The sequence below is a fragment of the Stenotrophomonas sp. NRRL B-14846 genome (genome assembly GCF_050473585.1).
In the GTDB taxonomy this organism is placed as follows: Bacteria; Pseudomonadota; Gammaproteobacteria; order Xanthomonadales; family Xanthomonadaceae; genus Stenotrophomonas.
This window is the reverse complement of record NZ_JBFLUN010000022.1, coordinates 2,130,814-2,157,636: the sequence shown is the minus strand read 5'-3', so window position 1 is coordinate 2,157,636 and position 26,823 is coordinate 2,130,814. Positions and strand designations below refer to the sequence as shown.

Genomic DNA, 26,823 nt, shown 5'->3' with positions numbered 1-26,823 from the left:
CTTGCTCATGCTCCTGACCCCATCGGACAAACAAAAGAGGGACGCGGCGAAGCCGCGTCCCTCTTTCAAATTCCGTCCCGACAACCCAATGCTCTTCGATCCGTCACCGGGAATCTGTCAGAGGTGGGACGGGTTGGGTTCGCGGGGGTGTCCGCGGCATGGATGCCGCGGCCAAGCCCCCAAGGACGGGTTCACGGCGTCCCCCGCGAACCCAACCCGCCCCGCCAAGCACGGCATAACCCAGAGCCGCCTTTGACGTTGCAGTTGCTGTTGCCGTTGCCGTTGCCGTTGCAGTAAAGCCTGCCGCAGGCGGCGCCCGCGACCGCCGCCGCAAAGGAAACCCTTAAATCTTCTTCGCCAGCGACTCGGCCAGGCCGGTGTAGCTGCCCGGGGTCATCTCCAGCAGGCGCTGCTTCGCATCCGCCGGCAGCTCCAGCCCCTGCACGAACGCACGCATCGACTCGGCGGTGATGCCCTGGCCGCGGGTCAGCGCCTTCAGCTGCTCGTACGGGTTCGGCAGGCCGTGGCGGCGCATCACCGTCTGCACGGCCTCGGCCAGCACTTCCCAGGCCGCGTCCAGATCGGCGTCCAGGCGCTGCGGGTTCACTTCCAGCTTGCCCAGGCCCTTGGCCAGCGAATCCAGTGCCACCTGGCTGTGGCCGAACGCGGTACCCAGCGCACGCAGCACGGTGGAATCGGTCAGGTCACGCTGCCAGCGGCTGATCGGCAGCTTCGCGCTGAAGTGCTCGAACAGCGCGTTGGCGATGCCGAAGTTGCCTTCCGCATTCTCGAAATCGATCGGGTTGACCTTGTGCGGCATCGTCGACGAGCCGACTTCGCCTTCCTTCAGGCGCTGCTTGAAGTAGCCCAGCGAGACGTAGCCCCAGATGTCACGGGCCAGGTCGATCAGGATGATGTTGGCGCGGCGTGCAGCGTCGCCGATCTCGGCGATGTTGTCGTGCGGCTCGATCTGCGTGGTGTACGGGTTGAACACCAGGCCCAGGCCGGTCACGAAGCGCTCGGCGAAGGCCGGCCAGTCCACGTCCGGGTAGCTGGCGATGTGGGCGTTGTAGTTGCCGACCGCGCCGTTGATCTTGCCGGTCAGTTCGACGGCGGCGATCTGCCTGCGCTGGCGCTCCAGGCGGGCGACCACGTTGGCCAGTTCCTTGCCCAGGGTGGTCGGCGAGGCGGTCTGGCCGTGGGTACGCGACAACATCGGCTGGCCGGCCTGGGCGTGGGCCAGGCTGCGCAGGGCGCTGGCGATGCCGTCCAGGGTCGGCAGCAGCACTTCGCGGCGCGCCTGTTCCAGCATCAGGCCGTAGCTGAGGTTGTTGATGTCTTCGCTGGTGCAGGCGAAATGCACGAATTCCAGCGCCGGGGCCAGCTCGGCGTCGTCCTTCAGCTGTTCCTTGATGAAGTACTCCACCGCCTTGACGTCATGGTTGGTGGTGCGCTCGATCTCCTTCACGCGTGCGGCCTGGGCCGGGCTGAAGCGGGCGGCCAGCGCGCGCAGGCGGGCGATGGCCGCGCCGGAGAACGGCGCCAGCTCGACGATGCCCGGTTCGGCGGCCAGGGCCAGCAGCCATTCCACCTCGACCGTGATGCGGGCCTTGATCAGGCCGTACTCGGAGAAGATCGGGCGCAGGGCGTCGACCTTGCCGGCATAGCGGCCATCGAGCGGGGACAGGGCGAGCAGGGCGGAATCGGACATGTCGGCAGGGCTGGGACGAGCGGCGGGGCCGATATTCTACGACGTGCCGGTGAGGTAGTGCCGGCCGCTGGCCGGCTACCACGCCCGGCCCACGATTCCATGGAGTGCCGGCCAGCAGCCGGCACTACCCCTTGCGCGTGCAGGACGGCCGTGCAGACGGAACGATCTGGCCCGTCCTCGTCATCCCACGCTACCGGCAAGGGAGTATCGTTGGCACAGCCGCCAGCCCGGGAAGCGACACCCTGCCAGCCGCCGCTTCCCTTTCCCCAACTGAAGTAGTGCGGAGTAGATGCAATGAGCAAAGCTGCAAGCAAGGGTGCCACCCCGGGATTCCGGATCGAACATGACAGCATGGGCGAGCTGCAGGTGCCTGCCGACGCCCTGTGGGGCGCGCAGACCCAGCGTGCCGTGCAGAATTTCCCGGTGTCGGGCCAGCGCATGCCGCGTGGTTTCATCCGTGCACTGGGCCTGGTCAAGGGCGCTGCCGCCGGCGTCAACGCCGAGCTGGGCCATCTGCCCAAGACCGTGGCCAAGGCCATCCAGACCGCTGCCGCTGAAGTGGCAGCCGGCAACTGGGACGCGCAGTTCCCGATCGACGTCTACCAGACCGGTTCGGGCACCTCCTCGAACATGAATGCCAACGAGGTCATCGCCACCCTGGCCAATCGTGCTGGCAAGGCCGGCAAGACCGCGGTGCACCCCAATGACCACGTCAACCAGGGGCAGAGCTCCAATGACGTGATCCCGACCGCGTTGCGCGTATCGGCGGTACTGGCGGCGCATGAGCAGCTGCTGCCGGCGCTGGTGCACCTGCGCAAGACCCTGGACAAGAAGGGCCGCAGCCTGCGCAAGGTGGTCAAGACCGGCCGCACGCACCTGATGGATGCGATGCCGCTGACCTTCGAGCAGGAGTTCGGCGCGTGGTCGGCACAGCTGGCCTCGGCACAGGAACGCATCGAAGACAGCCTCAAGCGTGTGCGCCGGCTGCCGCTGGGTGGCACCGCCATCGGTACCGGCATCAATGCCGACCCGCGCTTCGGCGCGCAGGTGGCCAAGGCGCTGAAGCAGCAGACCGGTTTCAAGTTCGACAGCGCCGAGAACAAGTTCGAAGGCCTGGCCGCGCAGGATGATGCCGTGGAACTGTCGGGCCAGCTCAATGCACTGGCCGTGGCGCTGATCAAGATCGCCAATGATCTGCGCTGGATGAACGCTGGTCCGCTGGCCGGGCTGGGCGAGATCGAACTGCCGGCGCTGCAGCCGGGCAGCTCGATCATGCCGGGCAAGGTCAACCCGGTGATTCCGGAGGCGACGGTGATGGCCTGCGCGCAGGTGATCGGCCACCACACCGCGATCACCGTGGCCGGGCAGACCGGCAACTTCCAGCTCAATGTCACCCTGCCGCTGATCGCGGTGAACCTGCTCGATGGCATCGGCCTGCTGGCCAATGTGTCCCGCCTGCTGGCCGATAGCGCGATTGCCGGGCTGAAGGTGCGCGAGGACCGCGTGGCCGAAGCGCTGGCGCGCAACCCGATCCTGGTCACGGCACTGAACCCGATCATTGGCTATGAGAAGGCCGCGGCCATCGCCAAGCGCGCCTACAAGGAACAGCGTCCGGTGCTGGATGTCGCGCTGGAGGACAGTGGCCTGGACGAAGCCGAGCTGCGCCGCCTGCTGGACCCGGCCGCGCTGACTGCCGGTGGCATCCAGGCGGGGGGCGGTGGCGCCGGCGGTTGATCGAACGGCGTGCGGACCAAGGTCCGCACCCACCACATGCAGGCACGCCGCCCTTGGGCGGCGTTTTTCTTCAGCGACGGTCGGCGACGATGTTGCCGAAGGTGACGGTGTAATCCTTGAATTCCGGGATGCGCTGGATCAGGTCGGCCGGGATCACTTCCATGCCCTCCGGCGGCTGGATCTTCACCGGCTGCATGTTGGGATCGGCCGGGGCGGCGACCAGGGTGTTCTGGCGCAGCACCTGCAGCTTGCCGAACATGGTCTGCAGCATCTGCTTCTGTGCCTCGTCCAGCGGGATCTGGATCTCGTCCACCTTCATCGAGCCATCGCCGAGGATGATGATGTTCGGCGCCGGCGGGCGACGCACGGTGACCATGCCTTCGCTGACGGAAATCTTGGGCTTGCCGCGCTCCGCGCGGTGGTTGCGGTAATCCTTGTCACAGCCGACCAGGCCCAGGCAGAGCAGGGCGGCCAGCAGCAGGAACAACTTCTTCATGGCATTCGGTTCGGGGGCGTCCGGGGCCGCCATTGTAAGCCGGTCGGCGCACTGCGGCCGGCAGCAGGGCGCCGCTGCCGGCCGGGTGCGCTGATCTGTCACAGGCCTAGCGCTGGACCACGGTGTCCTTGCCGCAGTCGTCGACGTCACTCTGGTCCATCGTTGCGTAAGGCTTGAACGCCGGCAGCTCGCGCGCCAGTGCCTGCTGGCTGGCCAGCATCGCCGGCATGCGGTTGCAGATGCGCTTGGCCTGGGCCTCGATCTTCTCGGCCTCGGCGTTGATCCGCTTTTCGATGCCTTCGCTGTCGCCGCTGAAGATGCCCTTCAGTGCCTCTCCGGCAGCGTTGGCGCCGAGCTTGGCGCCGGCCAGGCCGACATCCATGCCGTCCATCGCAATGGCGACGACGTGGCCGCGGTACTCCAGCAACCGCCGGCGCTGGGCCTCGTTGGCCGGTACGTCCTTGCCGTCGATCAGCAGGTGGCCATCCGGCGTGATCTCCGCACGCGGTTGCTTGTCGGCAGAGATATTGATGTTGCCCTGGGTGATGTCCTTGCGGGCATCGACCATGGCCTCCTTGACGGTCTGGCCGACGCCGCTGGTGGCCTCGGCGACGCTCTTGCCGACGGTCTTGTCGGGCGTGGAAGAAGTGCCGCCGCAGGCGATCAGCGGCAGGCACAGCAGGGTGGCAGGCAGCAGGCGCAGCAGGTTCATGGCAGTTCCCTCGAATCGGTCCGGTGGCGGTTACTTGTTGCGGGGCAGGGTGACCGTGCCGCTGACGTTGCGGTGGCCGATATCGCCGCTGCCGCTGTGGTCGACGGTCAGGCTGCCGCGCACGCCGTCGACCTGGATGTCGCCCGAACCATGGCTGCGCACATGCACGTTGCCGCCGATGTCGGACAGATCGACATCACCGGAGCCGACCACGCCGACGTCGACGTTGCCCTGCACGCGCTTGAACCCGATGTCGCCGGAACCGACGGTGTCCAGTCGTGCGTTGCCGCGGACATCGCTGATTTTCAGGTCACCCGAACCGACAGTGCCGGTGACCGCATCGCCGCCGATGTTGCGCGCCTTGACGTCGCCGGAGCCGAGCGACAGCAGGTTCAGCGAGCCGCCGCCATCGATGTCGAGGTCACCCGAACCCACCGCTGCGTGGATGCTGCCGCGGGTGCCGCGAACGATCGCGTCGCCCGAGCCGACGTCCACGCTCAGCGACTGGGCGTTGTCCACGCTGGCATCGCCGGAGCCGACCTTGAGCTGCAGTGGCAGGTTGTCCGGCACGCTGCCACGGATGTCCAGCCAGGCATAGCTGTTGCCCAGGCTGATGCCGCTGTGGCGGCCGTCGCGGCGCAGGCTGACGACCAGCTTGTCGCCTTCCCTGCGCTGGTCCAGTACCAGCTGGTCCAGCCATTCCTGGCTGGAGGCACAGGCGCGGCCATCGAGCTGGCCACCGCCCTTGCTGGCGACGACCTTCAGGTCATGCTGGTTCACCTCCAGCACCACCGCCTTGGCGCCGGCCACATCCAGCTTCAGCGTGCGGGCGGCGGTGAACTTGCAGTTCGGAGCATCGGCGGCCAGCGCCGACAGCGGCAACAGCAACAACGCAGAACAGGCGAGCAGGGAACGCATGGGTGGTGCCTCCGGGTGGATGGAATCAGATCTCGCCGGCGCGCTTGCGCAGGCGGATGGCGAGGACGATGAACACGACACCGACGGCGGCACCGATCCACAGTTCCGGCATCGCCAGTGACTTCAGCTGCGAGGCCGGCGACATCAGGCTGACCACCGATTCGAGATCGCGACGCGTGCCTTCCTCGGCGCTGAGGCGATACACCAGGTCAGTGCCCGGCACGCCGCCCAGCAGCAGGCGGCCGACGATGTTCTGCCAGAACCAGCCGGTGGTCAGGCCGATCAGCGGCATCACCTTGGTGGTGCTGACAATGACGCCGGCGAACAGCGGCAGCATCACTGCCCACAGGAACGGCTTGGTACGGGCCCAGGCCGAGCACAGCAGCAGCCAGCCGGCGGTGGGCAGGGCCCACAGGGCGTAGACCGGGATCCAGGCCAGGTGACCCGCGGCCAGGGTCAGCGGGCTGGCCGGGCCCCAGATCAGGGTCATCGGGCTGCCACCGTGCATCAGCGCGACGATGCTGATCACCAGCATGAAGCCGAACATGGTGATGATGCCGGCGATCACCGCGATCAGCGGGGCCACGACCAGTGCGCTGATCACCTTGGACAGCACGGTCTGGGTGTCCGACAGCGGCAGCGACTTCCAGAACAGGATGCTGCGGTCGCGACGGTCGTCGTACAGGGCGCCCAGGCAGTAGAAGAACACCACGAAGGCCAACACCAGGAACGGCCAGGCCGAGCTCAGCACCAGGGTCAGGTCGAGGCCGTTGCCGAGGTCGGTCAGGTCCTTGGCGCTGATGTCGCGGGTCAGCAGGGCCAGGTCCAGGCCGTTGATGTTCACGCTCTCGCCGTCGACATGCAGTGCACCGTTGCGCGCTGCACGGTTCAGCGCAAACAGGCCGAAGGCGATGCCGACGGTGCTCATCACCAGCGAGATCAGGCCGGCGATCAGCGGCGCATACAGGAAACCGCCACGGTTCTCCCAGTACTCGCGCTTGAGCAGCCAGCGCAGGGTGCCCATCGGGCTGACGGGGTGGTTGACGGCATTCATGCGTAGGTCCCCTTCATGATGGCGACGAACAGGTCGGCCAGGCCCGGGCTGCGGGTCTCGCCAAGGGTGGAGAGCTGGGTGCGCGGCACGCCATCGAACAGCATCACGGTCTTGCCGAACGTCAGGCTGCGCTCATCGATCGGCTTCAGCGCCCGCGCGGTCTCCAGCTGGTCGGCGTTGACCAGCAGTTCGGTGTAGCGCTGGCCGACATCGTCCATGTCCGCATCGAGCACGATGCGGCCATCACGGATGAACATGACGTCGCTGAGGATGTGCTCGATCTCCTCCACCTGGTGGGTGGTGACGATGATGGTCTTCTGTTCGTCGAAATAGTCTTCCAGCAGGCGCTGGTAGAACTCCTTGCGGTACAGGATGTCCAGGCCCAGGGTGGGTTCGTCCAGCACCAGGATGCGGGCATCGATGGCCATCACCAATGCCAGGTGCAGCTGCACGATCATGCCCTTGGACAGTTCGCGCACGCGCTGCTTCGGCTGCAGCTTGGTGTTGGCCAGGAAGCGCTCGCAGCGGGCACGGTCGAAGCGCGGGTGCACGCCGGCCACGAAATCGATCGCCTCGCGGACCTTCAGCCAGCGCGGCAGCACGGCGACGTCGGCAATGAAGCAGATGTCGTTCATCAGCTCGTCGCGGTGCAGCCGCGGGTCGCGGCCGAGCACGCTCAGCTCACCTTCCACCGAAGTCAGGCCGAGGATGGCCTTCAGCGCGGTGGTCTTGCCGGCGCCGTTGGGCCCGATCAGGCCGACGATGCGCCCGCTCGGAATGCTGAAGCTGGCATTGTCGAGCGCGACGGTGGTCTTGTAGGCCTTGCGCAGGCCTCGGGCGGTGATGACCGGTTCACTTGCAGTGCTATTCATCAGACTTTCCCCTGGGGCAGCAATTCGTCGAGGCTCAGGCCCAGGCGCTGGATGCGCTCCAGCACCGCCGGCCATTCTTCGTTGAGAAAGCGCTCGCGCTCGCTGCTGCGAAGCTGCGTGGCCGCCTGCTCGGTCATGAACATGCCCAGGCCGCGGCGCTTCTCGACCAGGCCTTCATCGGCCAGTTCCTGGTAAGCGCGCGAAACGGTGATGGGGTTGAGCTGGTAGTCGGCGGCCACCTGGCGCACCGAAGGCAGGGCATCGCCCGGCTTGAGGATTCCGTCGAGCATCATGGCGATCACGCGCTCCTTCAACTGACGGTAGATGGGAGCGCCGTCGCTCCACTGGATGTCGCTCATATTCAGCTCCGTGGGGTCAGCGGCTGTGCGAACGAGAAATACGGCATGGACAGGGAGCTGTGCAGCCGACGCGGGGGAGGGGGGGAGGGATCGGCGTTACCGGCCGGTGAAACGGATGCGTCCTGCGCACTGTCGGCGGAGGCGGGGGCGGTTGGGATGGCCAGCCAGGCCAGCACGATCAGGGTCGAAACAGCAGCGGCCGCGGGTGCGGTGAGGTTGCGACGGATCCGGGCGTTCATGGCTTCCCCCTGTCTCAGGTGACTGGTGTTGTATGCAACTATAACACCGGCACGCCTACGTGCAACCCCCTGCCGTCCCCAACTGATGGCATGGGTGGTCAAATCGCTGAAATATCCCTTTATCTGTTTGATTGAAAAGGGAAATAAAATTGTCGTGCAGGCCGATCAAGCCCTGCCTTCCATTCAGCGTTGTCCATGCTATGTCATCCCTGCGCCGTTGCTGGTGGGTCCTGCCGGGAAAGGCCACGCCACGCAAAGCCGCCGGCGCCCGCCGCAACAAGGGGGAACGAAGCCCGGTGCTATAGTTCAGCCGATTCCCGGCCGCTACCGGCCGGCCCTGTGAATGGCTACTGCGGACTGCTCTCGATGCCCCTGCCGACCGTTATCCCGCGCCGCCTGCGCGGCCTGTCCCTGCTGACCCTGCTGGTGGCCGGCCTGGCCGGTTCCGCCCATGTGCTGGCGGCCGATCTGCTGGACCTGGACTACCGCCCGCTGGCCAGCAAGCAGCAGGTCAACCTGCAGCAGCGCTACCACGGGCAGGTGCTGCTGGTGGTCAATACCGCAAGCAAGTGCGGCTATACCCCCCAGTACGAAGGCCTGGAGGCGCTGCAGAAGCGTTATGCCGGCCGCGGCTTTGCCGTGCTCGGTTTCCCGTCCAACGATTTCAAGGGCCAGGAACCGGGTGACGAGAAGCAGATCCAGGATTTCTGCACGCTTACCTATGGCGTCAAGTTCCCGATGTTCGAGAAGGTGCACGTCGTCGGTGCGGAGGCCACGCCGCTGTACCAGCGGCTGACCGCAGCCACCGGCGTGGCGCCGGGCTGGAACTTCCACAAGTATCTGGTCGGCCGCGATGGCAAGGTCATCGCCCAGTTCGCCAGCAAGGTGACGCCGGACGATCCACAGCTGACCGCGGCGATCGACAAGGCGCTGGCCGCCGCCGCTACGCATTGATATCCGGCACGGATGCCTCGACATCTCGGGCATGCGTGCGACAATGTTTCTTTTCGCGCCGACGTCGGCGCCCAGACACTTCCAGGAATGCAGCGAATGAAGATGGGAATGCGCGGCGCCGCGGCGTCGGTTCTGATTCTGGCGATGGGCACTTCGGGTGTCGCTCTGTCGCAACAACCGGCTGCCCCCGCGGCCGCCAAGGAGACCGCAACCTTGAATTCCCCCAAGCAGAAGCTCGGCTACGCCATCGGCCTGGATGTCGCCAAGTCGTTCACCCCGATCGCCGATGAGATCGATGTGGCCGCGCTGCGCACCGCCGTGGAGCGTTCGTTCGAAGGCCTGCAGCCGCAGATCACCCAGGAACAGGCCAAGGCCACCGATGCCGCGCTGCGCCAGGTCGTGATGGCCCGCAGTGGCCAGCAGGTGCCGGGCATGGCGCCGGGTTCGCAGCCGCCGAAGGTCGATCGCGTCAAAGTGTCGCAGATGATCGGTTCCTATTCGGTCGGCCCGTCGCTGGCACAGCTGAAGGACGACATCGACGTCGCCTCGCTGTTTGACGCGATCAGCACCGGCCTGAGCAAGGGTCAGCCGAAGATGACGGAAGCTGACGCGACCGCCACCATCCAGGCCTTCATGGGCAGCAAGCAGGCCGAAATGCAGGCCAAGGCCGCTGCCGCCGCGCAGACCAACCGCGAGGAAGGCAACGCGTTCCTGGCCAAGAACAAGACCCAGCCGGGCGTGGTGACCACCCCGTCGGGCCTGCAGTACCAGATCATCCGCCCGGGTAGCGGCGAGCGTCCGCTGCCGAGCAGCAAGGTGCGCGTGAACTACGAAGGCAAGCTGCTCAACGGCACCGTGTTCGACAGCTCCTACGGTCGCCAGCCGGCCGAGTTCGGCCTGGACCAGGTGATCAAGGGCTGGACCGAAGGCGTCGCGCTGATGCCGGTCGGTTCGAAGTACCGCTTCTGGATCCCGGGCGAGCTCGCCTACGGTGAGAACGGTACCCCGGGTGGCCCGATCGGCCCGAACGCGACTCTGACGTTCGACGTCGAGCTGCTGGGCGTCCTGCCGTAAGCGACCACGGAGCCTGCACGGACATGCGCGTTGCGATTTTCGGTACCGGTTATGTAGGGCTGGTGACCGGTACCTGCCTGGCCGACGTCGGCCACCAGGTGGTCTGCGTCGATATCGACCAGGCCAAGGTCGATGGCCTCAACCAGGGCATCATCCCGATCTATGAGCCGGGCCTGGAGCCGATGGTGAAGGCCAACCACGCCGCGTCGCGGCTGGCGTTCACCACCGATGCCGCGGCCGCGATCGGCCACGGCCAGGTCGTGTTCATCGCCGTCGGCACGCCGCCGGACGAGGATGGCAGCGCCGATCTGCAGTACGTGCTGGCCGTAGCCCGCACCATCGGCCGGCACATGAGCGTGCCGACCGTGGTGGTCAACAAGTCGACGGTGCCGGTGGGCACCGCCGACAAGGTACGTGCCGCCATTGCCGCGGAGCTGGCGGCACGTGGCGCCGACATCGCCTTCGACGTGGTCTCCAACCCGGAATTCCTGAAGGAAGGCGACGCCGTTGCCGACTGCATGCGCCCGGATCGCATCATCATCGGTGCGACCAGCGCCGAGTCGGTGGCGGTGATGCGGCGCCTGTATGCACCGTTCAACCGCAACCACGACCGCGTGGTGGAAATGGACGTGCGTTCGGCCGAGCTGACCAAGTACGCCGCCAACGCGATGCTGGCGACCAAGATTTCGTTCATGAATGAAATCGCCAACATCGCCGAACGTGTTGGCGCCGATGTCGAGCAGGTCCGCCAGGGCATCGGCTCGGATCCGCGCATCGGCTGGCATTTCATCTATCCGGGCGCTGGCTACGGCGGCTCGTGCTTCCCCAAGGATGTGCAGGCGCTGGCCCGCACCGCGCAGCAGGCCGGCCTGGAGCCGAAACTGCTGAACGCGGTGGAAGCGGTCAACGATGCGCAGAAGGGCCATCTGTTCGCCCTGATCCAGCGCCATTACGACAAGGGCGAGGACGAAGGCGTGCGTGGCAAGACGTTTGCCGTGTGGGGCCTGGCATTCAAGCCGAACACCGACGACATGCGCGAAGCCTCCAGCCGTCGCCTGCTGGCGCAGCTGTGGGAAGGCGGTGCGACGGTGCGTGCGTACGATCCGGAAGCGATGCACGAGTCGCAGCGCATCTTCGGCGAGCGCGACGACCTGGTGTTCTGCAGCAATGCCAACGAGGCGCTGCAGGGCGCGGATGCCTTGGTCGTGGTGACCGAGTGGAAGCAGTTCCGCAGCCCCGATTTCCAGAAGCTGCGCGAGCAGTTGAAGGACGCGGTGGTGTTCGACGGCCGCAATCTGTACGAGCCGGCGGACGTGGAAGCGGCAGGCCTGGCGTACTACGGCATTGGCCGGGGGCGCTCGCTGCATGTCTGATCTGCTGCCAACCGAACGCGAGCAGGCGCTGGAAGCGCGCCTGGTCGAACTGGAAATGCGCGTGTCCTTCCAGGAACAGGCGCTGGCCGAACTGAGCGATGCGCTGGCCGATGCCCGCATGCAGGGCATGCGCAACGCCGACGTGCTGCGCGTGCTGCTGGAAGACCTGGGCAAGGTCCGCAACGCGCTGAATTCTTCCGATCCGGCGAGCGAACCGCCGCCGCCGCACTACTGATCCGAATCCTATGAGCGATACCCTCCGCGACCAGCTGATGGGCCTGGGCTTCAAGCCTGCGCCCAAGCCCGAGCGCAAGAATGATGGCCCCCGCCGTGATGGCCGCCCGCAGGGCAAGGGTGGCAACGGCAATGGAAAGCCGCAGGGCGCTGGCAAGGGCGAGCACAAGCCCGGCGAGCGTCGTGGGCATGGCCATGGCGGCCCGGGCAAGCCCGGCCAGTCGCGTGGCCCGGGCCAGCAGGGCCCGCGCAAGCCGCGCAGCGCCGAAGAGATGGACCTGGCCAAGGCATACGCCATCCGCGCGCAGAAGGAAAAGGAAGAGCGCATCGAGACCGAGCGCCTGAAGCAGGAAGAAGCGCGTGTGCGCCGCGAGGCCAAGGCCAAGCTGGAAGAACTGCTGAAGGACAAGGGCCTGAATGCCGAATCGGCGGACATTGCCCGCCACTTCCCGTACGGCGGCAAGATCAAGCGCATCTATGTGACCGCCGAACAGCTGACCGCGCTCAACGCCGGTGAGCTGGGTGTGGTCCAGCTCAATGGCCGCTACCTGTTGGTGACCGCCGAGGTGCTGGCGCAGTCCGAGGCGGTGTTCGCCGCATCGGTGGCGCTGAAGGTCGATCCGAATGCGCCGGCCGAGGAAGATCCGTACGCGGACCCGCAATACCAGGTGCCGGACGACCTGGTCTGGTAAATGCGTGACCGCCGCGGGCGCGCTGCCGTCGCGGCCGTGGGGGAAGGGATGACCGCTGATCCAAGCCGCGGCTACGTGCCGCACATTGACGGCCTGCGCGCGATCGCCGTGCTGGCCGTCATCGTGTTCCACCTGGACCCGGCCTGGTTGCCAGGCGGGTTCACCGGCGTGGATGTGTTCTTCGTCATCTCCGGTTTCGTGGTAAGCGCGTCGGTACACCGGTTGCCGCCGCTGTCGCTGGGGCAGTCGATGCTGCGCTTCTATGCGCGCCGCATCCGTCGCATCGCGCCGGCACTGCTGGCCTGCCTGTTGCTGACTGCCGTGGCGAGCGTGCTGTTCATTCCCGAGTCCTGGCTCAGCGAAGCCAGTGACAAGACCGGGCTGATGGCGTTCTTCGGCTTCAGCAACTGGGTGCTGGCGGCGATCGGCAACGATTACTTCGCACCCAAGGCCGAGTTCAATCCCTACACCCATACCTGGTCGCTGGGCGTGGAAGAGCAGTTCTACCTGCTGTTCCCGCTGCTGTTCCTGGCCTGGGCGCGTGGTGCACGCGGGCGCTGGATCAGCCTGGCACTGTTCGCACTGGTCAGCATCGCGTCGCTGCTGCACGCCGCGGTGCTGGGCCTGCGCGAGGCGCCGCCATCGTGGGCGTTCTATGCCACCAGCACCCGCCTCTGGCAATTGGGAGTGGGCGTGCTGCTGTTCCAGCTGCTGCATGTGCGCGAATCGCTGCACCCGGCAACCGGCCAGGTACTGAAGCGCGCTGCGCCAGTGTTCTCCCTGCTGGCCATGGTGGCGCTGGGCCTGCTGGGGTGGGCGCTGTGGTCCGCGCGTGCAGGGCGTTCGCCGTGGCCTGACGGCCTGCTGCCGGCCTTCGCCACCGCGGGCCTGCTGTGGGCGCTGCATCATCATCCGCAGGCATGGGTGGCGCGCCTGTTGGCCAGCACTCCGATGCGCCGCATCGGCCTGCTGTCGTACTCGCTGTACCTGTGGCACTGGCCGGTGTTCGTGCTGATGCGGTGGACCGTGGGCCTGCAGACTCCCTTGCAGATGACCGCTGCGATGGCGTTGGTGCTGCTGCTGTCATGGCTGTCGTGGCGCTGGGTGGAACAGCCGTTCCGCGGCACGTTGGCGCAGCGCCTGCGTCCCGGGCGTTGGGTACTGGCCGGCGCGGGCGTACTGCTGTGCGCCGCCGGCATCCAGACCGTGCTCTACCTGCAGGCGCCGCGGCTGTCGTTGAGTACGGTCAGCCGGCATCCGGCCGATTGGTACCCCAATGGCAAGAGCGTGGCCGCTGACTATCCCGATTGCGCACTGGTGGCTGCCAAGCATCGTTTCGAAGGCGGCAGTGCGCGGACCTTTGCCCGTGGAAACTGCGACCGCCCGCTGCCGGTCGGTGCGCCGAAGCGGGTGTTCGTTGCCGGTGATTCGCATGCGATGGCCTACATCGAGCTGCTGCAGCGGCTGGCGCTGGAAGCCGGCTCGGAGGTCTCCCTCTATGGCCGAGGCGGATGCCCGCAGGTGAGCCTGCAGAAGTGGCGCGGCGCCGGTGCCGGTTGCGCTGATTTCGATGCCGCGGTGTTCGCCGACATCGCGCGGCGTGCGCAGCCGGGGGATGCCGTGGTGCTGGTGTCGTTGCGCGTACCGCGCCTGTCCGATCAGTTCGTGCTGTTCGATGCGCAGGCGCAGCTGGCGGGTGAGCGGACTGCGGAAGCGGCGGCAGGGCGCCAGGCCGAAGTGGCCGAGGCCATCACGCAGTGGAGGCCACTGGCCGAGCGCGGAGTGCGCATCGTGCTGGAGGCTCCCAAGCCGGTGTTGCCGGCGCCTCCCTATCGCTGCTCGGACCGCTTCAACGCCCGCAACGAGGTCTGCCGCAACGGCCTGGACAGCACGCGGGAGGCGATGGAAACGCTGCGGGCACCGATGCTGGGCAGCCTGCAGCAGGTGGTTGATGGCCTGCCAGGCGGCGTGCTGTGGGACCCGATGCCGGTGCTGTGCGACGACGCGCTGTGTCCCGCGCAACGCGATGGCCGCCCGCTGTTCTTCGATGGCGATCATCTCAGTGCGCATGGCAATCGGGTGCTGCTGCCCTCGCTGCAGCAGGTGCTGTTGCGGCGCTGAACCGGGAAGGGATCAGCGCGCGCGGCTGTTCCGTCGCGCACGGATCAGCGGCAGGCTCAGCGCGAAGAAACAGAGCAGGGCGCCAATCAGGGCGAAGCCGCTGCCGGCCAGGAACGCGGTGCGACCGTCGTCGATCTTCCACAGTTGGCCGGCAATGAGTGCGCCGAGCACACCGCCGACACCGGACGAGAATCCGTACAGCAGCCCCTGGCCATGCCCATTGAGGCGACCGGGGAAGTAGGTCGCCAGCATCTGCATCGCTGCAGCGAAGAACGCCGCAAAGCCCAGCGCGTGCGCGGTCTGCGCCAGCAGCATCACCGGCAGGTTTTCCGGGAACAGTGCGGTCACGGCCCAGCGCAGGCAGGAACTGACCAGCGCGATCAGCAGCATCCAGCTGGCGTCATAGCGGCGGAAGAAGCGGCCGATGGTGAAGAACACGCCCACTTCGAAGACCACGCCGATGGTCCACAACAGGCCCAGGGTGGAGGTGCGGTAGCCGTGATGGTCCATGTAGACCGAGAAGAACGTGTAGTACGGGCCGAAAGACAGCTGCTCCATGAAGGCGGCCAGGAAGAACGCCAGCACCGGCGGTCGGCGCACGATCTGCCAGAAGCCGCTGCCGTCGCCGTCGGTCTTGCCGATACCGCGCGCGTAGTGGTTGCTGAAGGCCGAGGCGACCAGCAGCGCGAACAGGGGCAGCATCATCCACGGCAGCAGCCCGGCGCGGCTGGCCGTGCCGTCACCTTCGATCAGCCAGCCGAACAGGGTCACGACGGCGATGAAGCCGAGCGAGCCCCAGACCCGGATCAACCCGTAGCGATGGCTGTCACTGCCGAGGTGGGTGAGGGTGATCGACTCGAACTGCGGCATCACCGCGTTGTAGAAGAAGCAGAACACCACCATCGCCGGGTACATCCACGGCTGCGGCAGCGGCAGCAGGAATACCGCGAAGCTGAGCAGGGTCAGCACGCAGCCCGCGCGCAGCAGGCGGATTGGTCGCGGTGATGCGGCCGCCAGCGAAGTCCAGGTGCTGGGGGCGATCACCCGGGTGGCGTACCACAGGCCCATCATCACGCTGATGGCGGTCACGCTCATGCCGCGCGCGGTCAGGAACAGGCTCCAGTACGGGGTGAACGCACCGAGCGCCGCGTAATAGAACAGGTAGAAGCTGGAAAGGCGGGCAACGGGAACGGTCATCGCGGAATGATGAGGCAAAAAGGGGACGGAGGGGATTAAGTCGCTTATGCACAAACGACTTAATCCCCTCCGTCCCCTTTTTGTGTCATTCGGGGTCGTAGTCGAGGTTGGAGGCCAGCCAGCGTTCGGCCTGGGCACGGTCCACGCCCTTGCGGCGGGCGTAGTCGCTGACCTGTTCGCGGCTGAGGCGGCCGACCACGAAGTACTGGCTCTGCGGATGGCTGAAGTAGTAGCCCGAGACAGCGGCCGTAGGCAGCATCGCGAAGCTCTCGGTCAGTTCCATGCCGGCGTTCGCTTCGGCCTGCAGCAGGTCGAACAGGCGGCGTTTTTCGCTGTGCTCCGGGCAGGCGGGATAACCCGGTGCCGGACGGATGCCACGGTACTGCTCGTCGATCAGGGCTTCGTTGTCCAGCGTCTCGGCGCGCTCATGGCCCCAGAACTCGGTACGCACGCGCTGGTGCAGGCGTTCGGCCAGCGCTTCGGCGAAGCGGTCGGCCAGTGCCTTCAGCAGGATCGCGTTGTAGTCGTCGTGGTCGGCTTCGAAGCGCGCCACGTGCGCGTCGATGCCGATGCCGGCAGTGACGGCGAACGCGCCGATCCAGTCCTGCTTGCCACTGTCGGCGGGCGCGATGAAATCGGCCAGGCAGAAGTCCGGGCGCTCGGCCGGCTTGTCCACCTGCTGGCGCAGGAAGTGCAGGGTGGTTTCGCCCTGCGGGTGCTGCACGCGCACGTCGTCGCCGATGCTGTTGGCTGGCCACAGGCCGAACACGGCCTTGGCGGTCAGCCATTTCTCATCGACGATGCGCTCGAGCATCGTGCGGGCGTCCTTGTACAGTTCGCTGGCCTGGGTGCCGACGATCTCGTCGGTGAGGATGGCCGGGAACTTGCCGGCCAGCTCCCAGGCCTGGAAGAACGGCGTCCAGTCGATGTAGTCGACCAGTTCGGCCAGCGGGTAGTCGTCGAATACGTGCAGGCCGGGCTGGTCCGGTGCCGGTGGCGTGTAGCTGTCCCAGCCGCCCTGGAATTTCTGCCCGCGCGCATGTTCCAGCGTGACCAGGCGCTTGGCGTCGCCGCGATTGCGGTGGCGTGCGCGGATTTCGGCATAGTCGGCTTCGTTGGCGGCGACGAAGGCCTCGCGCAGGTCACGCGAGATCAGCGACTGGGCGACGCCGACCGCGCGCGAGGCATCCTTCACCCACACCGTGGGCGCCTTGTAATGCGGGTCGATCTTCAGCGCGGTATGCGCGCGCGAGGTGGTGGCACCCCCGATCAGCAGCGGCAGGTCGAAGCCCTGGCGCTCCATCTCGCGGGCGACGTGGCTCATCTCCTCCAGCGACGGGGTGATCAGTCCGGACAGGCCGATCAGGTCGGCGTTGTGCTCGCGGGCGGCATCGAGGATCTTCTGTGCCGGCACCATCACGCCCAGGTCGACCACCTCGAAGTTGTTGCAGGCCAGGACCACGCCGACGATGTTCTTGCCGATGTCATGCACATCGCCCTTCACCGTGGCCATGATGATCTTGCCATTGCTCTTGGCGGTATCACCGCTGCGTGCTTTCTCCGCTTCGATGTACGGCAGCAGGTAGGCCACGGCCTTCTTCATCACGCGTGCGGATTTCACCACCTGCGGCAGGAACATCTTGCCGGCACCGAACAGGTCGCCCACGATGTTCATGCCGTCCATCAACGGGCCCTCGATCACGTCCAGCGGGCGGCTGGAGGCCTGCCGGGCCAGCTCGGTGTCTTCCTCGACATAGGCATCCAGGCCGTGTACCAGCGCATGTGCCAGGCGCTGCGCGACCGGCTTCTCACGCCAGGCGAGGTCTTCGGTCTTCGCCGCGCCCTTCCTGCCCTTGTAGCGCTCGGCGATCTCCAACAGGCGCTCGGTGGCATCGCTGCGGCGGTTGAGGATCACGTCCTCGACGCGCTCGCGCAGCTCCGGTTCCAGTTCGTCGTAGATCGGCATGGCGCCGGCGTTGACGATGCCCATATCCATGCCGGCGGCAATGGCGTGGTACAGGAACACCGAGTGGATGGCCTGGCGCACCGTTTCGTTGCCGCGGAACGAGAACGAGACGTTGGAGACGCCGCCGGAGACGTGGCAGTGCGGCAGCGTCTGCTTGATGATGCGGGTGGCTTCGATGAAGTCCACCGCATAGTTGTCGTGCTCTTCGATGCCGGTGGCGACAGCGAAGATGTTCGGGTCGAAGATGATGTCCTGGGGCGGGAAGCCGATCTCGTCGACCAGGATGCGGTAGGCGCGGGTGCAGATCTCGACCTTGCGCGCACAGGTGTCGGCCTGGCCGCTTTCGTCGAAGGCCATCACAACCGCGGCGGCACCGTAGCGCAGCACCTTGCGCGCGTGCTCGCGGAACAACGCCTCGCCTTCCTTCAGCGAGATCGAATTGACCACGCTCTTGCCCTGCAGGCACTTCAGGCCGGCTTCGATCACGCTCCACTTGGAGGAGTCGACCATGACCGGGATGCGGGCGATATCCGGCTCGGACATGATCAGGTTGAGGTAGCGGGTCATCGCCGCTTCCGAATCGATCAGGCCCTCGTCCATGTTGACGTCGAGGATCTGCGCGCCGCTGGCGACCTGCTGGCGGGCCACGTCCACCGCCTCTTCGTAGCGGCCTTCCTTGATGAGCTTGCGGAACTGCGCACTGCCGGTGACGTTGGTGCGTTCTCCGACGTTGATGAACAGCAGGTCCGGAGTGATGACCAGGGGTTCCAGGCCGGACAGGCGGGTAGGGCGGACAGGCGTCATGGCAGGCGTCGGCTCAACAGCGATAGGGCGGGAAGTGTGGAACGGTGGCAGCGACATTCATGCGGCCTGCTCCTGGACACCGGGCAGGGCGCGCGGCGGCAGCCCGGCCACGGCCTGGGCGATCGCACGGATGTGGTCGGGGGTGGAACCGCAGCAGCCGCCGACCAGGTTCAACAGGCCATCCTCGGCGAAACCACGCAGGGTGCCGGCCATGTCCTCGGGCGTCTCGTCGTACTCGCCGAAGGCATTGGGCAGGCCTGCGTTGGGATGTGCGCTGACGTAGCAGTCGGCGACCTGCGAGAGGGTTTCCACGTGCGGGCGCATCGCATCGGCGCCCAACGCGCAGTTCAAGCCGATCGACAGCGGGCGCGCATGCGCCAGTGACGCATGGAAGGCCTCGGCGGTCTGTCCGGACAGCGTGCGCCCGGAGGCATCGGTGATGGTGCCGGAGATCATCACCGGCAGGCGTGCGCCACGGGCGTCGAAGGCCTCCTCCAGTGCATACAGCGCGGCTTTCGCGTTGAGGGTATCGAAGATGGTCTCGACCATGAGGGTGTCGGCGCCGCCGTCGATCAGGCCCTCGATGGCTTCGCGATAGGTGTCGCGAAGCTCGTCGAAGCTGGTGTTGCGGAAGCCGGGATCATTGACGTCGGGGCTGATCGAGGCGGTGCGGCTGGTAGGGCCGATCACCCCGATCACGAAGCGCGGTTTGCCCGGCGTGGTCGCGGCCACGGCATCGCAGCAGGTGCGTGCGACCGCGGCCCCGGCCTTGTTCAGCTCGTACACCAGGTGTTCGAGGTGGTAGTCGGCCTGGCTGACCGAGGTGGCGTTGAAGGTGTTGGTCTCGACCAGGTCCGCGCCGGCGTCCAGGTAAGCGGTATGGATGTCGGCGATGACCTGTGGCCGGGTCAACAGCAGCAGATCGTTGTTGCCCTTCAGGTCATGGCCTTCCGGCGCGCCGTGGTCGCAGCCGGGGCCGTGCGCATGGTCATAACCACCGGCGAAACGCTCGCCGCGGTAGTCGTCTTCCTGCAGGCCATGGCGCTGGATCATGGTGCCCATCGCACCGTCGATGATCAGGATCCGCTCGCGCAGGGCGTCGAGCAGGGCATTTGCACGATCAGGATGCAACCAGGGCAGGGCGGGCATGGCGGTCTCGGGCTCAGGGCTTGTTGGCGATCAGCGAAATCACTTCGAAGTGTGGCGGACGCTTCTCGCGGGTGACCGTCTCCAGGCTGGATACCTGCAGGCCGGCCTTGTCGACGAACTTGCGCAGCTCCTTGTCGCTGAAGCCGAGGTTGACGTGGCCGTAGGCCTCCACCGCCGCCTTGTGCTCGTGGCGGGCCAGGCTGCACAACAGCAGGCGGCCGCCCGGGCGCAGCACGCGCGCGGCTTCGGTTACGGCCTGCGCCGGTTTGCTGGCGTAGGTCAGCGCGTGCATCAGCACCACCAGGTCGAAGCTGCCGTCCTTGAACGGCAGAGCATGCATGTCGCCCTCGCGCACCTCTACATTGGGCAGCCGGCGCAGGCGCTCGCTGGCAGCGGCGACTACGCGCGCGCTGGTATCGATGCAGATGTAGCGCTTGGCGTGGGGGGCGACCAGTTCGGCCAGCACGCCGTCACCGGAGGCGATGTCCAGCACGTCGCCGGTCTCCAGCAACGGCAAGGCGGTGCGCGCCAGAGCCTCCCAGGTACGGCCCGGAGAGTAGTGGCGCTCCATGTCGCCGGCCACGCTGTCGGCCCAGTTCTGGTCCGAGGCGCGGTGGGCCAGCACTGCAGCCACCCGCTCGGCATCCTGCCGCAGCAACGGGTCGTCGCTTCCGTTGCTCAAGGCATGCCACAATGCACGCTGCGCCGGGTCCAGCTGGGCCTCGTCGAAGCGGTAGTAGGCCGACACGCCGGCACGGCGGTCGCGGACCAGGCCGGCTTCCTTCAGGCGCGCCAGGTGGGTGGACACGCGCGGCTGCGCCAGCCGGGTGATCGCCGACAGTTCGGCCACGGTCAGTTCCTCCTGCTCCAGCAGCGCCAGCAGGCGCACGCGGGTGGCATCGGCGAACACCTTCAGGCGGGTCGACCAGTCTTCCAGATCCATAAATATCTACCTATCGCGATATAGAGATATATTCGCCGAGAAGGCCTGCCGCGGTCAAGTCGCCAGCGTACGGAAGCAGCCGGGCCCCGGTACAATCGGGGCACCTGGGCGCGCCGTATGCGGCCCATAACTTCATGTACCCGGGAGGGTGTTGTGGATTTCAGCTTTACCGAAGAGCAGTTGATGCTGCAGGACGTGGCGCGGCGCATCGCGCAGGAAAAGATCGCCCCCAGCGCGGAGCACCATGACCGCACCGGCGAGTTCCCGCTGGACAACATCCGCCTGCTGGGCGAGAACGGCCTGATGGGCATCGAAGTGCCGACCGAATACGGCGGTGCGGGCATGGACCCGGTTGCGTACGTGCTGGCGATGGTGGAGGTCGCCGCCGCCGACGCAGCCCACTCGACCATCATGTCGGTCAACAACTCGCTGTTCTGCAACGGCATCCTCACCCACGGTACCGAGGAACAGAAGCAGAAGTATGTGCGTGCCATCGCCGAAGGCGAGGCCATCGGCGCGTTCGCGCTGACCGAGCCGCAGTCCGGTTCGGACGCCACCGCCATGCGCTGCCGTGCAGTGAAGCAGGCCGATGGCACCTTCGTCATCAACGGCAAGAAGAGCTGGATCACCTCTGGTCCGGTGGCCAAGTACATCGTGCTGTTCGCGATGAGCGAGCCGGACAAGGGCGCGCGCGGCATCACCGCATTCCTGATCGATACCGACAAGGCCGGTTTCGGCCGTGGCAAGACCGAACCGAAGCTGGGCATTCGTGCCTCGGCCACCTGCGAGATCGAGTTCAACGATTACGTGGCGCAGGCCGAAGACGTGCTGGGCCAGGAAGGTGAGGGCTTCAAGATCGCGATGAGCGTGCTCGATGCCGGCCGCATCGGTATCGCCTCGCAGGCCATCGGCATCGCCCGTGCTGCCTATGAAGCGACCCTGGCGTACGTGAAGGAGCGCAAGGCGTTCGGCGCGGCCATCGGTACCTTCCAGATGACCCAGGCCAAGATCGCCGACATGAAGTGCAAGCTGGACGCAGCGCTGCTGCTGACCCTGCGCGCGGCATGGGTGAAGGGCCAGGGCAAGCGCTTCAGCACCGAAGCGGCCGTGGCCAAGCTGACCGCCTCGGAAGCGGCGATGTGGATCACCCACCAGGCCGTGCAGATCCACGGCGGTATGGGCTATTCCAAGGAGATGCCGCTGGAACGCTACTTCCGTGATGCCAAGATCACCGAGATCTACGAGGGCACCTCGGAGATCCAGCGCCTGGTGATCGCCCGCAACGAGACCGGGCTGCGCTGAGTTGCATGGCCGCGCCGCTGCAAGGGCGGCGCGGCCAGTCGCTCCCTGCCATGCAGGGATGACGACATCCCACCGGCAGCGCGTCAGCGCGGCACATCGCACTGGAGCTGCCTGCCATCCCAGCGGCAGATGGGGCCGGACGGCGCTGCGCCCGGATTGACGATGATCTGCACGCCATACAGGTGCGCTGAATCCAGCCAGTTCTGGTAGCTCTGTTCGTCATTGAAGTGATAGGCGCCAGAGTAGCCTTCACCGGTTTCGGCATTGGATGCCGCGCCATCGGGAATGCGGTTGCCGCTGGCATCCACGCTTTCGCCGGAAACGTATCGGGCCCTGTCGACGGAGTCCGGTGAGATCACCAGCCTGGTCCGGGAGCCATCGCGCCAGGTGATGACATAGGTCACCGTCTGCACCCCGAACAGCTTGCTGACCCAGCTCAGGACGATCGAAGAGAGGGTGGTGGCCAGCGAGTTCCACGCCGCGTGTTCGCTGTTGGCGCCGCTGAAGGCCTGGCCAACGGCGAGTTCCAGCTGGCTGCGGTAGGTTGCCGAATGGACCACGTCATAGGCGTTGAGATCTCTCATTGCTGGCGGGAAGGTGATCCCGTTCGCGCTCTGTGGATCGTCGGGGTGGATGGGGACGACGGCGCCGCTGCCGAAGGCTTGCGGGACGAACTGTGTCCCGGATGCAATGTGGCCCTGCGGCAGTGCGAGGATGCGCCTGAATGTCGAGGTCACTTCCGCCGGGACCGCTGTGGGAACGGCACGATAGCGCCGCAGCTCGCGGTCATATTCCACGGTGTAGCCATTGAGCCGACGCTGGTCCGGGTCGACCACGACCGTCAGGCCCACTCCGGACTGGAGTGCGGCCGAGCGCGGGTCGGCGCAGGGACTGCAGGGCACGACGCCGCCCGCACGGGCGGGCGACTGTGAGACGACGGCGGCTGCAAGCAGGAGACAGGCTGCGAGCCATGGGGTGCGAAGCAAGCCGGGCATGGGAGCTCCTTGTACAGTCCGTTGAAGGAGCGACATGGATAGCGCCGCCACGCAAGCAGCGCTGCGAGGTAGTTCACACCTTCTTCGGCTGTGTTGGCAGGCGTCAACGAACGCCGCAGATGCCCTGGACGTGCCGGCACGAGCCGACAGCGGTTGTCTTGCCGCGTTGAAGTGGCTGGCCGGCACTGGATGATCACGACAGCGTTGGCCTTCCCACTACAATGCCCTCCGCTTTCACGGAGAACGTGCAGATGATCTACCGCGGTTGGGGAATCATGACGCTGGTGACGCCGATTGCAGCGATCCTGCTGCTGGCGTACTTCTTCCCGCATGACGGCCCCAAGGGCAATATTCCGCTGCAGCAGGTGCTGCTGGGGGCAGGTATCGGCGCAACCGTGAACGTGCTGCTGGGCCTGTGGCTCAACCGTGCGCCCCGGCAGAAGGGCGAGGCCGCGCGCCATCATTTCTTCTTCGTACCGATGCAGTGGGCCGCGCTGGTTCTGGTGGCGGTGTGCATGGTGGTCGCACTGCTGCGCTGAGACGCTGCCCGAACAGCGCCAACCAAGGTTGGCGGCTACCGGCCATGCCGTTGTTCCTGTAGAGGCCAACCCTGGTTGGCATATGGGCATGCCGATGTTCTGGTAGATGCCAACCTTGGTTGGCAGGGATTCAAAAGCGGCAAGAAAAAAGGCCCCGGATCGCTCCGGGGCCTTTCTGTGTCATCTCACCACCGGATCAGCGATCCGGGCGGTGTGCAGCATCCGCGTCGCGCTGGCGTTCCATGAACTCCTTGGACGGTTCATCCAGCTTGTCACCCAGCATGCGGCGCACGACCACGAAGAACACCGGGATCATCAGCAGGCCGAGCAGGGTGGCGAACAGCATGCCGCCGATCACGCCGGTACCGATGGCGTGGCGGGAGTTGGCGCCGGCGCCGGTGGAGATCGCCATCGGAATCACGCCCATGATGAACGCGAACGAGGTCATCAGGATCGGGCGGAAGCGCAGGCGGGCCGCTTCGATGGTGGCATCGCGCAGGTTCCTGCCGGCTGCGCGCTGCTCCACCGCGAACTCCACGATCAGGATCGCGTTCTTCGCCGCCAGGCCGATCACGGTGATCAGGCCGATCTTGAAGAACAGATCGTTGGGCAGGCCACGCAGCATCGACAGGCCGAGGGCACCGAGCACACCCAGCGGCACGACCAGCAGCACTGCCACCGGGATCGACCAGCTTTCGTACAGGGCCGCCAGGCACAGGAACACCACCACGATGGACAGCACCAGCAGCAGCGTCGCGGCGTTGCCGGCCAGGATTTCCTGGTAGGACATGCCGGACCAGTCGTAGCCGAAGCCGGCCGGCAGGTCGTCGTTGACGATGCTCTCCATGGTCTGCATCGCTTCACCCGAGCTGGTGCCCGGGGCCTGCGAGCCGACGATGTTGATCGCCGAGTAGCCGTTGTAGCGGCTCAGCGACGGCGGTGCCGACACCCATTCGGACTTGACCACCGTGTTGAGCGGGATCATCGCGTTGGTGCCGTCGGCATTGGTGGTCAGGCTGGACGGGCTGTAGAAGCTCTTCAGCGATTCCTGGCCGGTGCGGTACGGGCCATCGGCCTGCATGGTCACGCGCTTGATGCGGCCTTCGTAGAAGAAGTCGTTGACGTACACCGGGGCCAGCATCAGCTGGATGGTGCTGTACACGTCCGACACCGACATGCCCATCGACTGCGCCTGCACGCGGTCCACGTGCAGCTGCAGCTGCGGGGCGTTTTCCAGCCCGTTCGGACGCACGCCGACCAGTGCTTCGGGCTTTTGCGCAGCCTTGCCCAGCAGGATGTTGCGCGCCTGGGTCAGCTGTTCGTAGCCGGCACCACTGCGGTCCTGCAGCCACATGTCGAAGCCGCCGAACTGGCCGAGGCCCTGCACGGTGGGCAGGTTGACCACGAAGATCTGCGCTTCCTTGATGCCGTAGAACGCGCCGTTCATGTTCTGGATGAACTCGGGCGCGGTGAACTTGCGTTCCTCCCACGGCTTCAGGCGGATGAAGCCCATGCCCACGTTCTCGCCGGAACCGACGAAGCTGAAGCCGGCCACCTGCAGCATGCCTTCATAGCCATCCTGCTTTTCCAGGATGCCGCGCATCTGCGCGAACACTTCGTTGGTCTGGCCCTTGGTCGAGCCCGGCGGCAGCTGCACGATCGCCAGCGCATAGCCCTGGTCTTCTTCCGGCAGGAAGCTGCCCGGCATGCGGGTGAACAGGAAGCCGCACAGCGCGGTCAGCACCACGAACAGGATCATCCAGCGCGGCGCATGGCGCACCGCCGAGGTGATGTGGCCCACATAGGTGTGGCTGATCTTGTCGTAGTACTTGTTGAAGGTGCGGTAGATGATGTTCGGGTTGTCGTTGTGCGTCGGCTTGAGGAAGGTCGCGCACAGCGCCGGGGTGAAGCCCAGTGCCAGGAACGCCGAGAACGCCATCGAGATGGCGATGGTCAGCGCGAACTGCTTGTAGATCTCACCGGCAGCACCGCCCTGCAGGGCGGACGGGATGAACACCGCGGCCAGCACGACGGTGATCGCCACCACCGCGCCGGTGATCTGGGTCATTGCCTTCTGCGTGGCCGGCTTCGGCGCCAGGCCTTCCTCGGTCATGATGCGTTCGACGTTCTCGATCACCACGATCGCGTCATCGACCACGATGCCGATCGCCAGCACCATCGCAAACAGGGTCAGCTGGTTGATCGTGAAGCCGATCATCCACATGCCCAGGAAGGTGCCGAGCAGGGCCACCGGGATGACCAGGGTCGGGATCAGCGTGGCGCGGAAGTTCTGCAGGAAGATCAGCATCACCAGGAACACCAGGAACACTGCTTCAAACAGTGTCTTGACCACTTCCTGGATGGAGATCTTGACGAAGGTGGTGCTGTCGTACGGCGAGAACCAGGTCACGCCGGACGGGAAGCTGGGCTGCAGCTCGTCCATCTTGGCGCGCACCGCATCGGCCACGTTCAGGGCGTTGGCGCCCGGCAGCAGCTGGATGGCGAAGGCGCCGGTCGGCTTGCCGTTGTACTGGGTGTCGAAGCCGTAGTTGTTGGCACCGAAGGCAACGCGGGCGATGTCCCTCAGCAGCACGCGCGAGCCGTCAGCGTTGGCGCGCAGGATGATGTTCTCGAACTCCTGCGGCGAGCTGAAGCGGCCTTCGGCCGAGACCGTGGCGGTGAAGTGCTGGCCTTCCGGCGACGGGTCCGAACCCAGCGCACCGGCAGCGAACTGCACGTTCTGCGCACGCACCGCGGCCAGCACCTGGCTGGCCGACAGGCCGTAGCCCTGCATCTTTTCCGGGTTCAGCCAGATGTTCATGGCGTACTCGGAACCGAACTGCTGGGTGCTGCCGACGCCGGGGATACGCGAGACCTGGTCGAGCACGCGCGAACCAACGATGTCGTTCAGGGCGTCACGGTTGATGGCCGGTGTATCGGACTGCAGCGCGATCACCATCAGGAAGCCGGCGTTGGCCTTGGCCACCACCACGCCCTGCTGGGTCACTTCCGAAGGCAGTCGTGGCGTGGCCAGCGAGACCTTGTTCTGCACCTGCACCTGGGCGATGTCCGGATCGGTACCGGTCTCGAAGGTCAGGGTGATCTGCGCACGGCCGTTGGAGGCGGACGAGGAACTGAAGTACAGCAGGTGATCGATGCCGGTCAGCTGCTGCTCGATCACCTGGGTGACCGATTTCTCGGTGGTGTCCGCACTGGCGCCCGGGTAGGTCGCCGAGACGGTGACCTGCGGCGGGGCGATGTTGGGATAGGACTCCACGCCCAGGTTGAGGATCGCGATCACGCCGCTGAGCGAGATCAGGATCGCAACCACCCAGGCGAAGACTGGATGTTCGATGAAAAATTTAGGCATGACGGAAGGTTCCCG

Annotated in this window: 24 protein-coding genes; 10 read left to right on the top strand and 14 right to left on the bottom strand. The window is 66.2% G+C overall.

What is annotated here, in order from left to right; genetic code table 11:
- Nucleotides 1-343: 343 nt before the first annotated feature.
- The gene (purB, locus tag AB1281_RS12195) at nucleotides 344-1,711 is read right to left on the bottom strand and encodes an adenylosuccinate lyase (RefSeq protein ID WP_430346042.1); all 1,368 of its coding nucleotides are present in this window, start codon (nucleotides 1,709-1,711) and stop codon (nucleotides 344-346) included.
- Nucleotides 1,712-2,005: 294 nt separating this feature from the next.
- Between purB and AB1281_RS12190 the strand changes: the two genes are divergently transcribed.
- Entirely contained in the window at nucleotides 2,006-3,445 is a 1,440-nt protein-coding gene (locus AB1281_RS12190) for a class II fumarate hydratase (RefSeq protein WP_075677386.1), read from the top strand.
- A 70-nt stretch (nucleotides 3,446-3,515) separates the two neighbouring features.
- Here AB1281_RS12190 and AB1281_RS12185 read toward each other — a convergent pair whose 3' ends face one another.
- From AB1281_RS12185 to AB1281_RS12155, 7 genes are all read right to left on the bottom strand, one after another.
- Entirely contained in the window at nucleotides 3,516-3,941 is a 426-nt protein-coding gene (locus AB1281_RS12185; RefSeq protein WP_430346041.1) for a hypothetical protein, read from the bottom strand.
- A gap of 106 nt (nucleotides 3,942-4,047) precedes the next feature.
- Nucleotides 4,048-4,653, bottom strand: a complete 606-nt coding sequence (locus tag AB1281_RS12180; RefSeq protein ID WP_014037767.1) for a hypothetical protein — start codon at nucleotides 4,651-4,653, stop codon at nucleotides 4,048-4,050.
- A gap of 30 nt (nucleotides 4,654-4,683) precedes the next feature.
- Nucleotides 4,684-5,571: a hypothetical protein gene (locus AB1281_RS12175; RefSeq protein WP_430346040.1), complete on the bottom strand. Its 888-nt coding sequence runs from the start codon at nucleotides 5,569-5,571 to the stop codon at nucleotides 4,684-4,686.
- A 25-nt stretch (nucleotides 5,572-5,596) separates the two neighbouring features.
- Nucleotides 5,597-6,625: an ABC-2 transporter permease gene (locus AB1281_RS12170; protein WP_014037765.1), complete on the bottom strand. Its 1,029-nt coding sequence runs from the start codon at nucleotides 6,623-6,625 to the stop codon at nucleotides 5,597-5,599.
- Nucleotides 6,622-7,497 carry an ABC transporter ATP-binding protein gene (locus AB1281_RS12165; RefSeq protein WP_188485308.1) on the bottom strand — a complete coding sequence of 292 codons (876 nt, stop codon included), beginning with the start codon at nucleotides 7,495-7,497 and terminating at the stop codon, nucleotides 6,622-6,624. The genes AB1281_RS12170 and AB1281_RS12165 overlap by 4 nt, the downstream gene beginning before the upstream one ends.
- Complete coding sequence (locus tag AB1281_RS12160) at nucleotides 7,497-7,856, bottom strand: GntR family transcriptional regulator (RefSeq protein WP_005410261.1); 360 nt, start codon at nucleotides 7,854-7,856, stop codon at nucleotides 7,497-7,499. Before AB1281_RS12160 ends, AB1281_RS12165 begins: the two co-directional genes overlap by 1 nt.
- A gap of 2 nt (nucleotides 7,857-7,858) precedes the next feature.
- Nucleotides 7,859-8,095 carry a hypothetical protein gene (locus AB1281_RS12155; RefSeq protein WP_430346039.1) on the bottom strand — a complete coding sequence of 79 codons (237 nt, stop codon included), beginning with the start codon at nucleotides 8,093-8,095 and terminating at the stop codon, nucleotides 7,859-7,861.
- A gap of 94 nt (nucleotides 8,096-8,189) precedes the next feature.
- On the opposite strand from AB1281_RS12155, the gene AB1281_RS12150 reads away from it, so the two are divergent.
- The 7 genes from AB1281_RS12150 to AB1281_RS12120 all read left to right on the top strand — a co-directional run bounded on the left by AB1281_RS12150 (nucleotide 8,190) and on the right by AB1281_RS12120 (nucleotide 14,543).
- On the top strand, nucleotides 8,190-8,438 hold the full coding sequence (locus tag AB1281_RS12150) for a hypothetical protein (RefSeq protein ID WP_430346038.1): 249 nt from the start codon (nucleotides 8,190-8,192) through the stop codon (nucleotides 8,436-8,438).
- Nucleotides 8,439-8,461: 23 nt separating this feature from the next.
- Nucleotides 8,462-9,049 carry a glutathione peroxidase gene (locus AB1281_RS12145; protein WP_164115993.1) on the top strand — a complete coding sequence of 196 codons (588 nt, stop codon included), beginning with the start codon at nucleotides 8,462-8,464 and terminating at the stop codon, nucleotides 9,047-9,049.
- Between the two features lie 96 nt (nucleotides 9,050-9,145).
- Complete coding sequence (locus AB1281_RS12140; RefSeq protein WP_014037761.1) at nucleotides 9,146-10,123, top strand: FKBP-type peptidyl-prolyl cis-trans isomerase N-terminal domain-containing protein; 978 nt, start codon at nucleotides 9,146-9,148, stop codon at nucleotides 10,121-10,123.
- A 23-nt stretch (nucleotides 10,124-10,146) separates the two neighbouring features.
- Nucleotides 10,147-11,496, top strand: a complete 1,350-nt coding sequence (locus AB1281_RS12135) for a UDP-glucose dehydrogenase family protein (RefSeq protein WP_049443188.1) — start codon at nucleotides 10,147-10,149, stop codon at nucleotides 11,494-11,496.
- Nucleotides 11,489-11,731, top strand: a complete 243-nt coding sequence (locus tag AB1281_RS12130; RefSeq protein ID WP_005410256.1) for a SlyX family protein — start codon at nucleotides 11,489-11,491, stop codon at nucleotides 11,729-11,731. The genes AB1281_RS12135 and AB1281_RS12130 overlap by 8 nt, the downstream gene beginning before the upstream one ends.
- A 10-nt stretch (nucleotides 11,732-11,741) precedes the next feature.
- On the top strand, nucleotides 11,742-12,422 hold the full coding sequence (locus tag AB1281_RS12125; protein ID WP_075677394.1) for a DUF2058 domain-containing protein: 681 nt from the start codon (nucleotides 11,742-11,744) through the stop codon (nucleotides 12,420-12,422).
- A gap of 48 nt (nucleotides 12,423-12,470) precedes the next feature.
- Entirely contained in the window at nucleotides 12,471-14,543 is a 2,073-nt protein-coding gene (locus tag AB1281_RS12120; protein ID WP_430346037.1) for an acyltransferase family protein, read from the top strand.
- 12 nt (nucleotides 14,544-14,555) lie between these two features.
- Here AB1281_RS12120 and AB1281_RS12115 read toward each other — a convergent pair whose 3' ends face one another.
- From AB1281_RS12115 to AB1281_RS12100, 4 genes are all read right to left on the bottom strand, one after another.
- Nucleotides 14,556-15,740 (bottom strand): MFS transporter, encoded by a 1,185-nt coding sequence (locus AB1281_RS12115; RefSeq protein WP_430346036.1) that lies wholly within the window; start codon nucleotides 15,738-15,740, stop codon nucleotides 14,556-14,558.
- Between the two features lie 85 nt (nucleotides 15,741-15,825).
- On the bottom strand, nucleotides 15,826-18,510 hold the full coding sequence (gene metH, locus AB1281_RS12110; RefSeq protein ID WP_430346035.1) for a methionine synthase: 2,685 nt from the start codon (nucleotides 18,508-18,510) through the stop codon (nucleotides 15,826-15,828).
- 57 nt (nucleotides 18,511-18,567) lie between these two features.
- Nucleotides 18,568-19,659 (bottom strand): homocysteine S-methyltransferase family protein, encoded by a 1,092-nt coding sequence (locus AB1281_RS12105; RefSeq protein WP_049443192.1) that lies wholly within the window; start codon nucleotides 19,657-19,659, stop codon nucleotides 18,568-18,570.
- A 13-nt stretch (nucleotides 19,660-19,672) separates the two neighbouring features.
- Entirely contained in the window at nucleotides 19,673-20,602 is a 930-nt protein-coding gene (locus AB1281_RS12100) for an ArsR/SmtB family transcription factor (protein WP_014037755.1), read from the bottom strand.
- Nucleotides 20,603-20,755: 153 nt separating this feature from the next.
- On the opposite strand from AB1281_RS12100, the gene AB1281_RS12095 reads away from it, so the two are divergent.
- Nucleotides 20,756-21,904 (top strand): acyl-CoA dehydrogenase family protein, encoded by a 1,149-nt coding sequence (locus tag AB1281_RS12095; RefSeq protein WP_125892114.1) that lies wholly within the window; start codon nucleotides 20,756-20,758, stop codon nucleotides 21,902-21,904.
- Nucleotides 21,905-21,987: 83 nt separating this feature from the next.
- On the opposite strand, the gene AB1281_RS12090 is transcribed toward AB1281_RS12095, so the two are convergent.
- Nucleotides 21,988-22,899, bottom strand: coding sequence for a hypothetical protein (locus AB1281_RS12090; RefSeq protein ID WP_430346034.1), 912 nt, complete (start codon nucleotides 22,897-22,899; stop codon nucleotides 21,988-21,990).
- Between the two features lie 251 nt (nucleotides 22,900-23,150).
- Here AB1281_RS12090 and AB1281_RS12085 point away from each other — a divergent pair, with 251 nt between their 5' ends.
- The gene (locus AB1281_RS12085) at nucleotides 23,151-23,438 is read left to right on the top strand and encodes a hypothetical protein (RefSeq protein ID WP_430344838.1); all 288 of its coding nucleotides are present in this window, start codon (nucleotides 23,151-23,153) and stop codon (nucleotides 23,436-23,438) included.
- Nucleotides 23,439-23,634: 196 nt separating this feature from the next.
- Here AB1281_RS12085 and AB1281_RS12080 read toward each other — a convergent pair whose 3' ends face one another.
- Nucleotides 23,635-26,808, bottom strand: coding sequence for a multidrug efflux RND transporter permease subunit (locus tag AB1281_RS12080; RefSeq protein WP_430346033.1), 3,174 nt, complete (start codon nucleotides 26,806-26,808; stop codon nucleotides 23,635-23,637).
- Nucleotides 26,809-26,823: the final 15 nt, after the last annotated feature.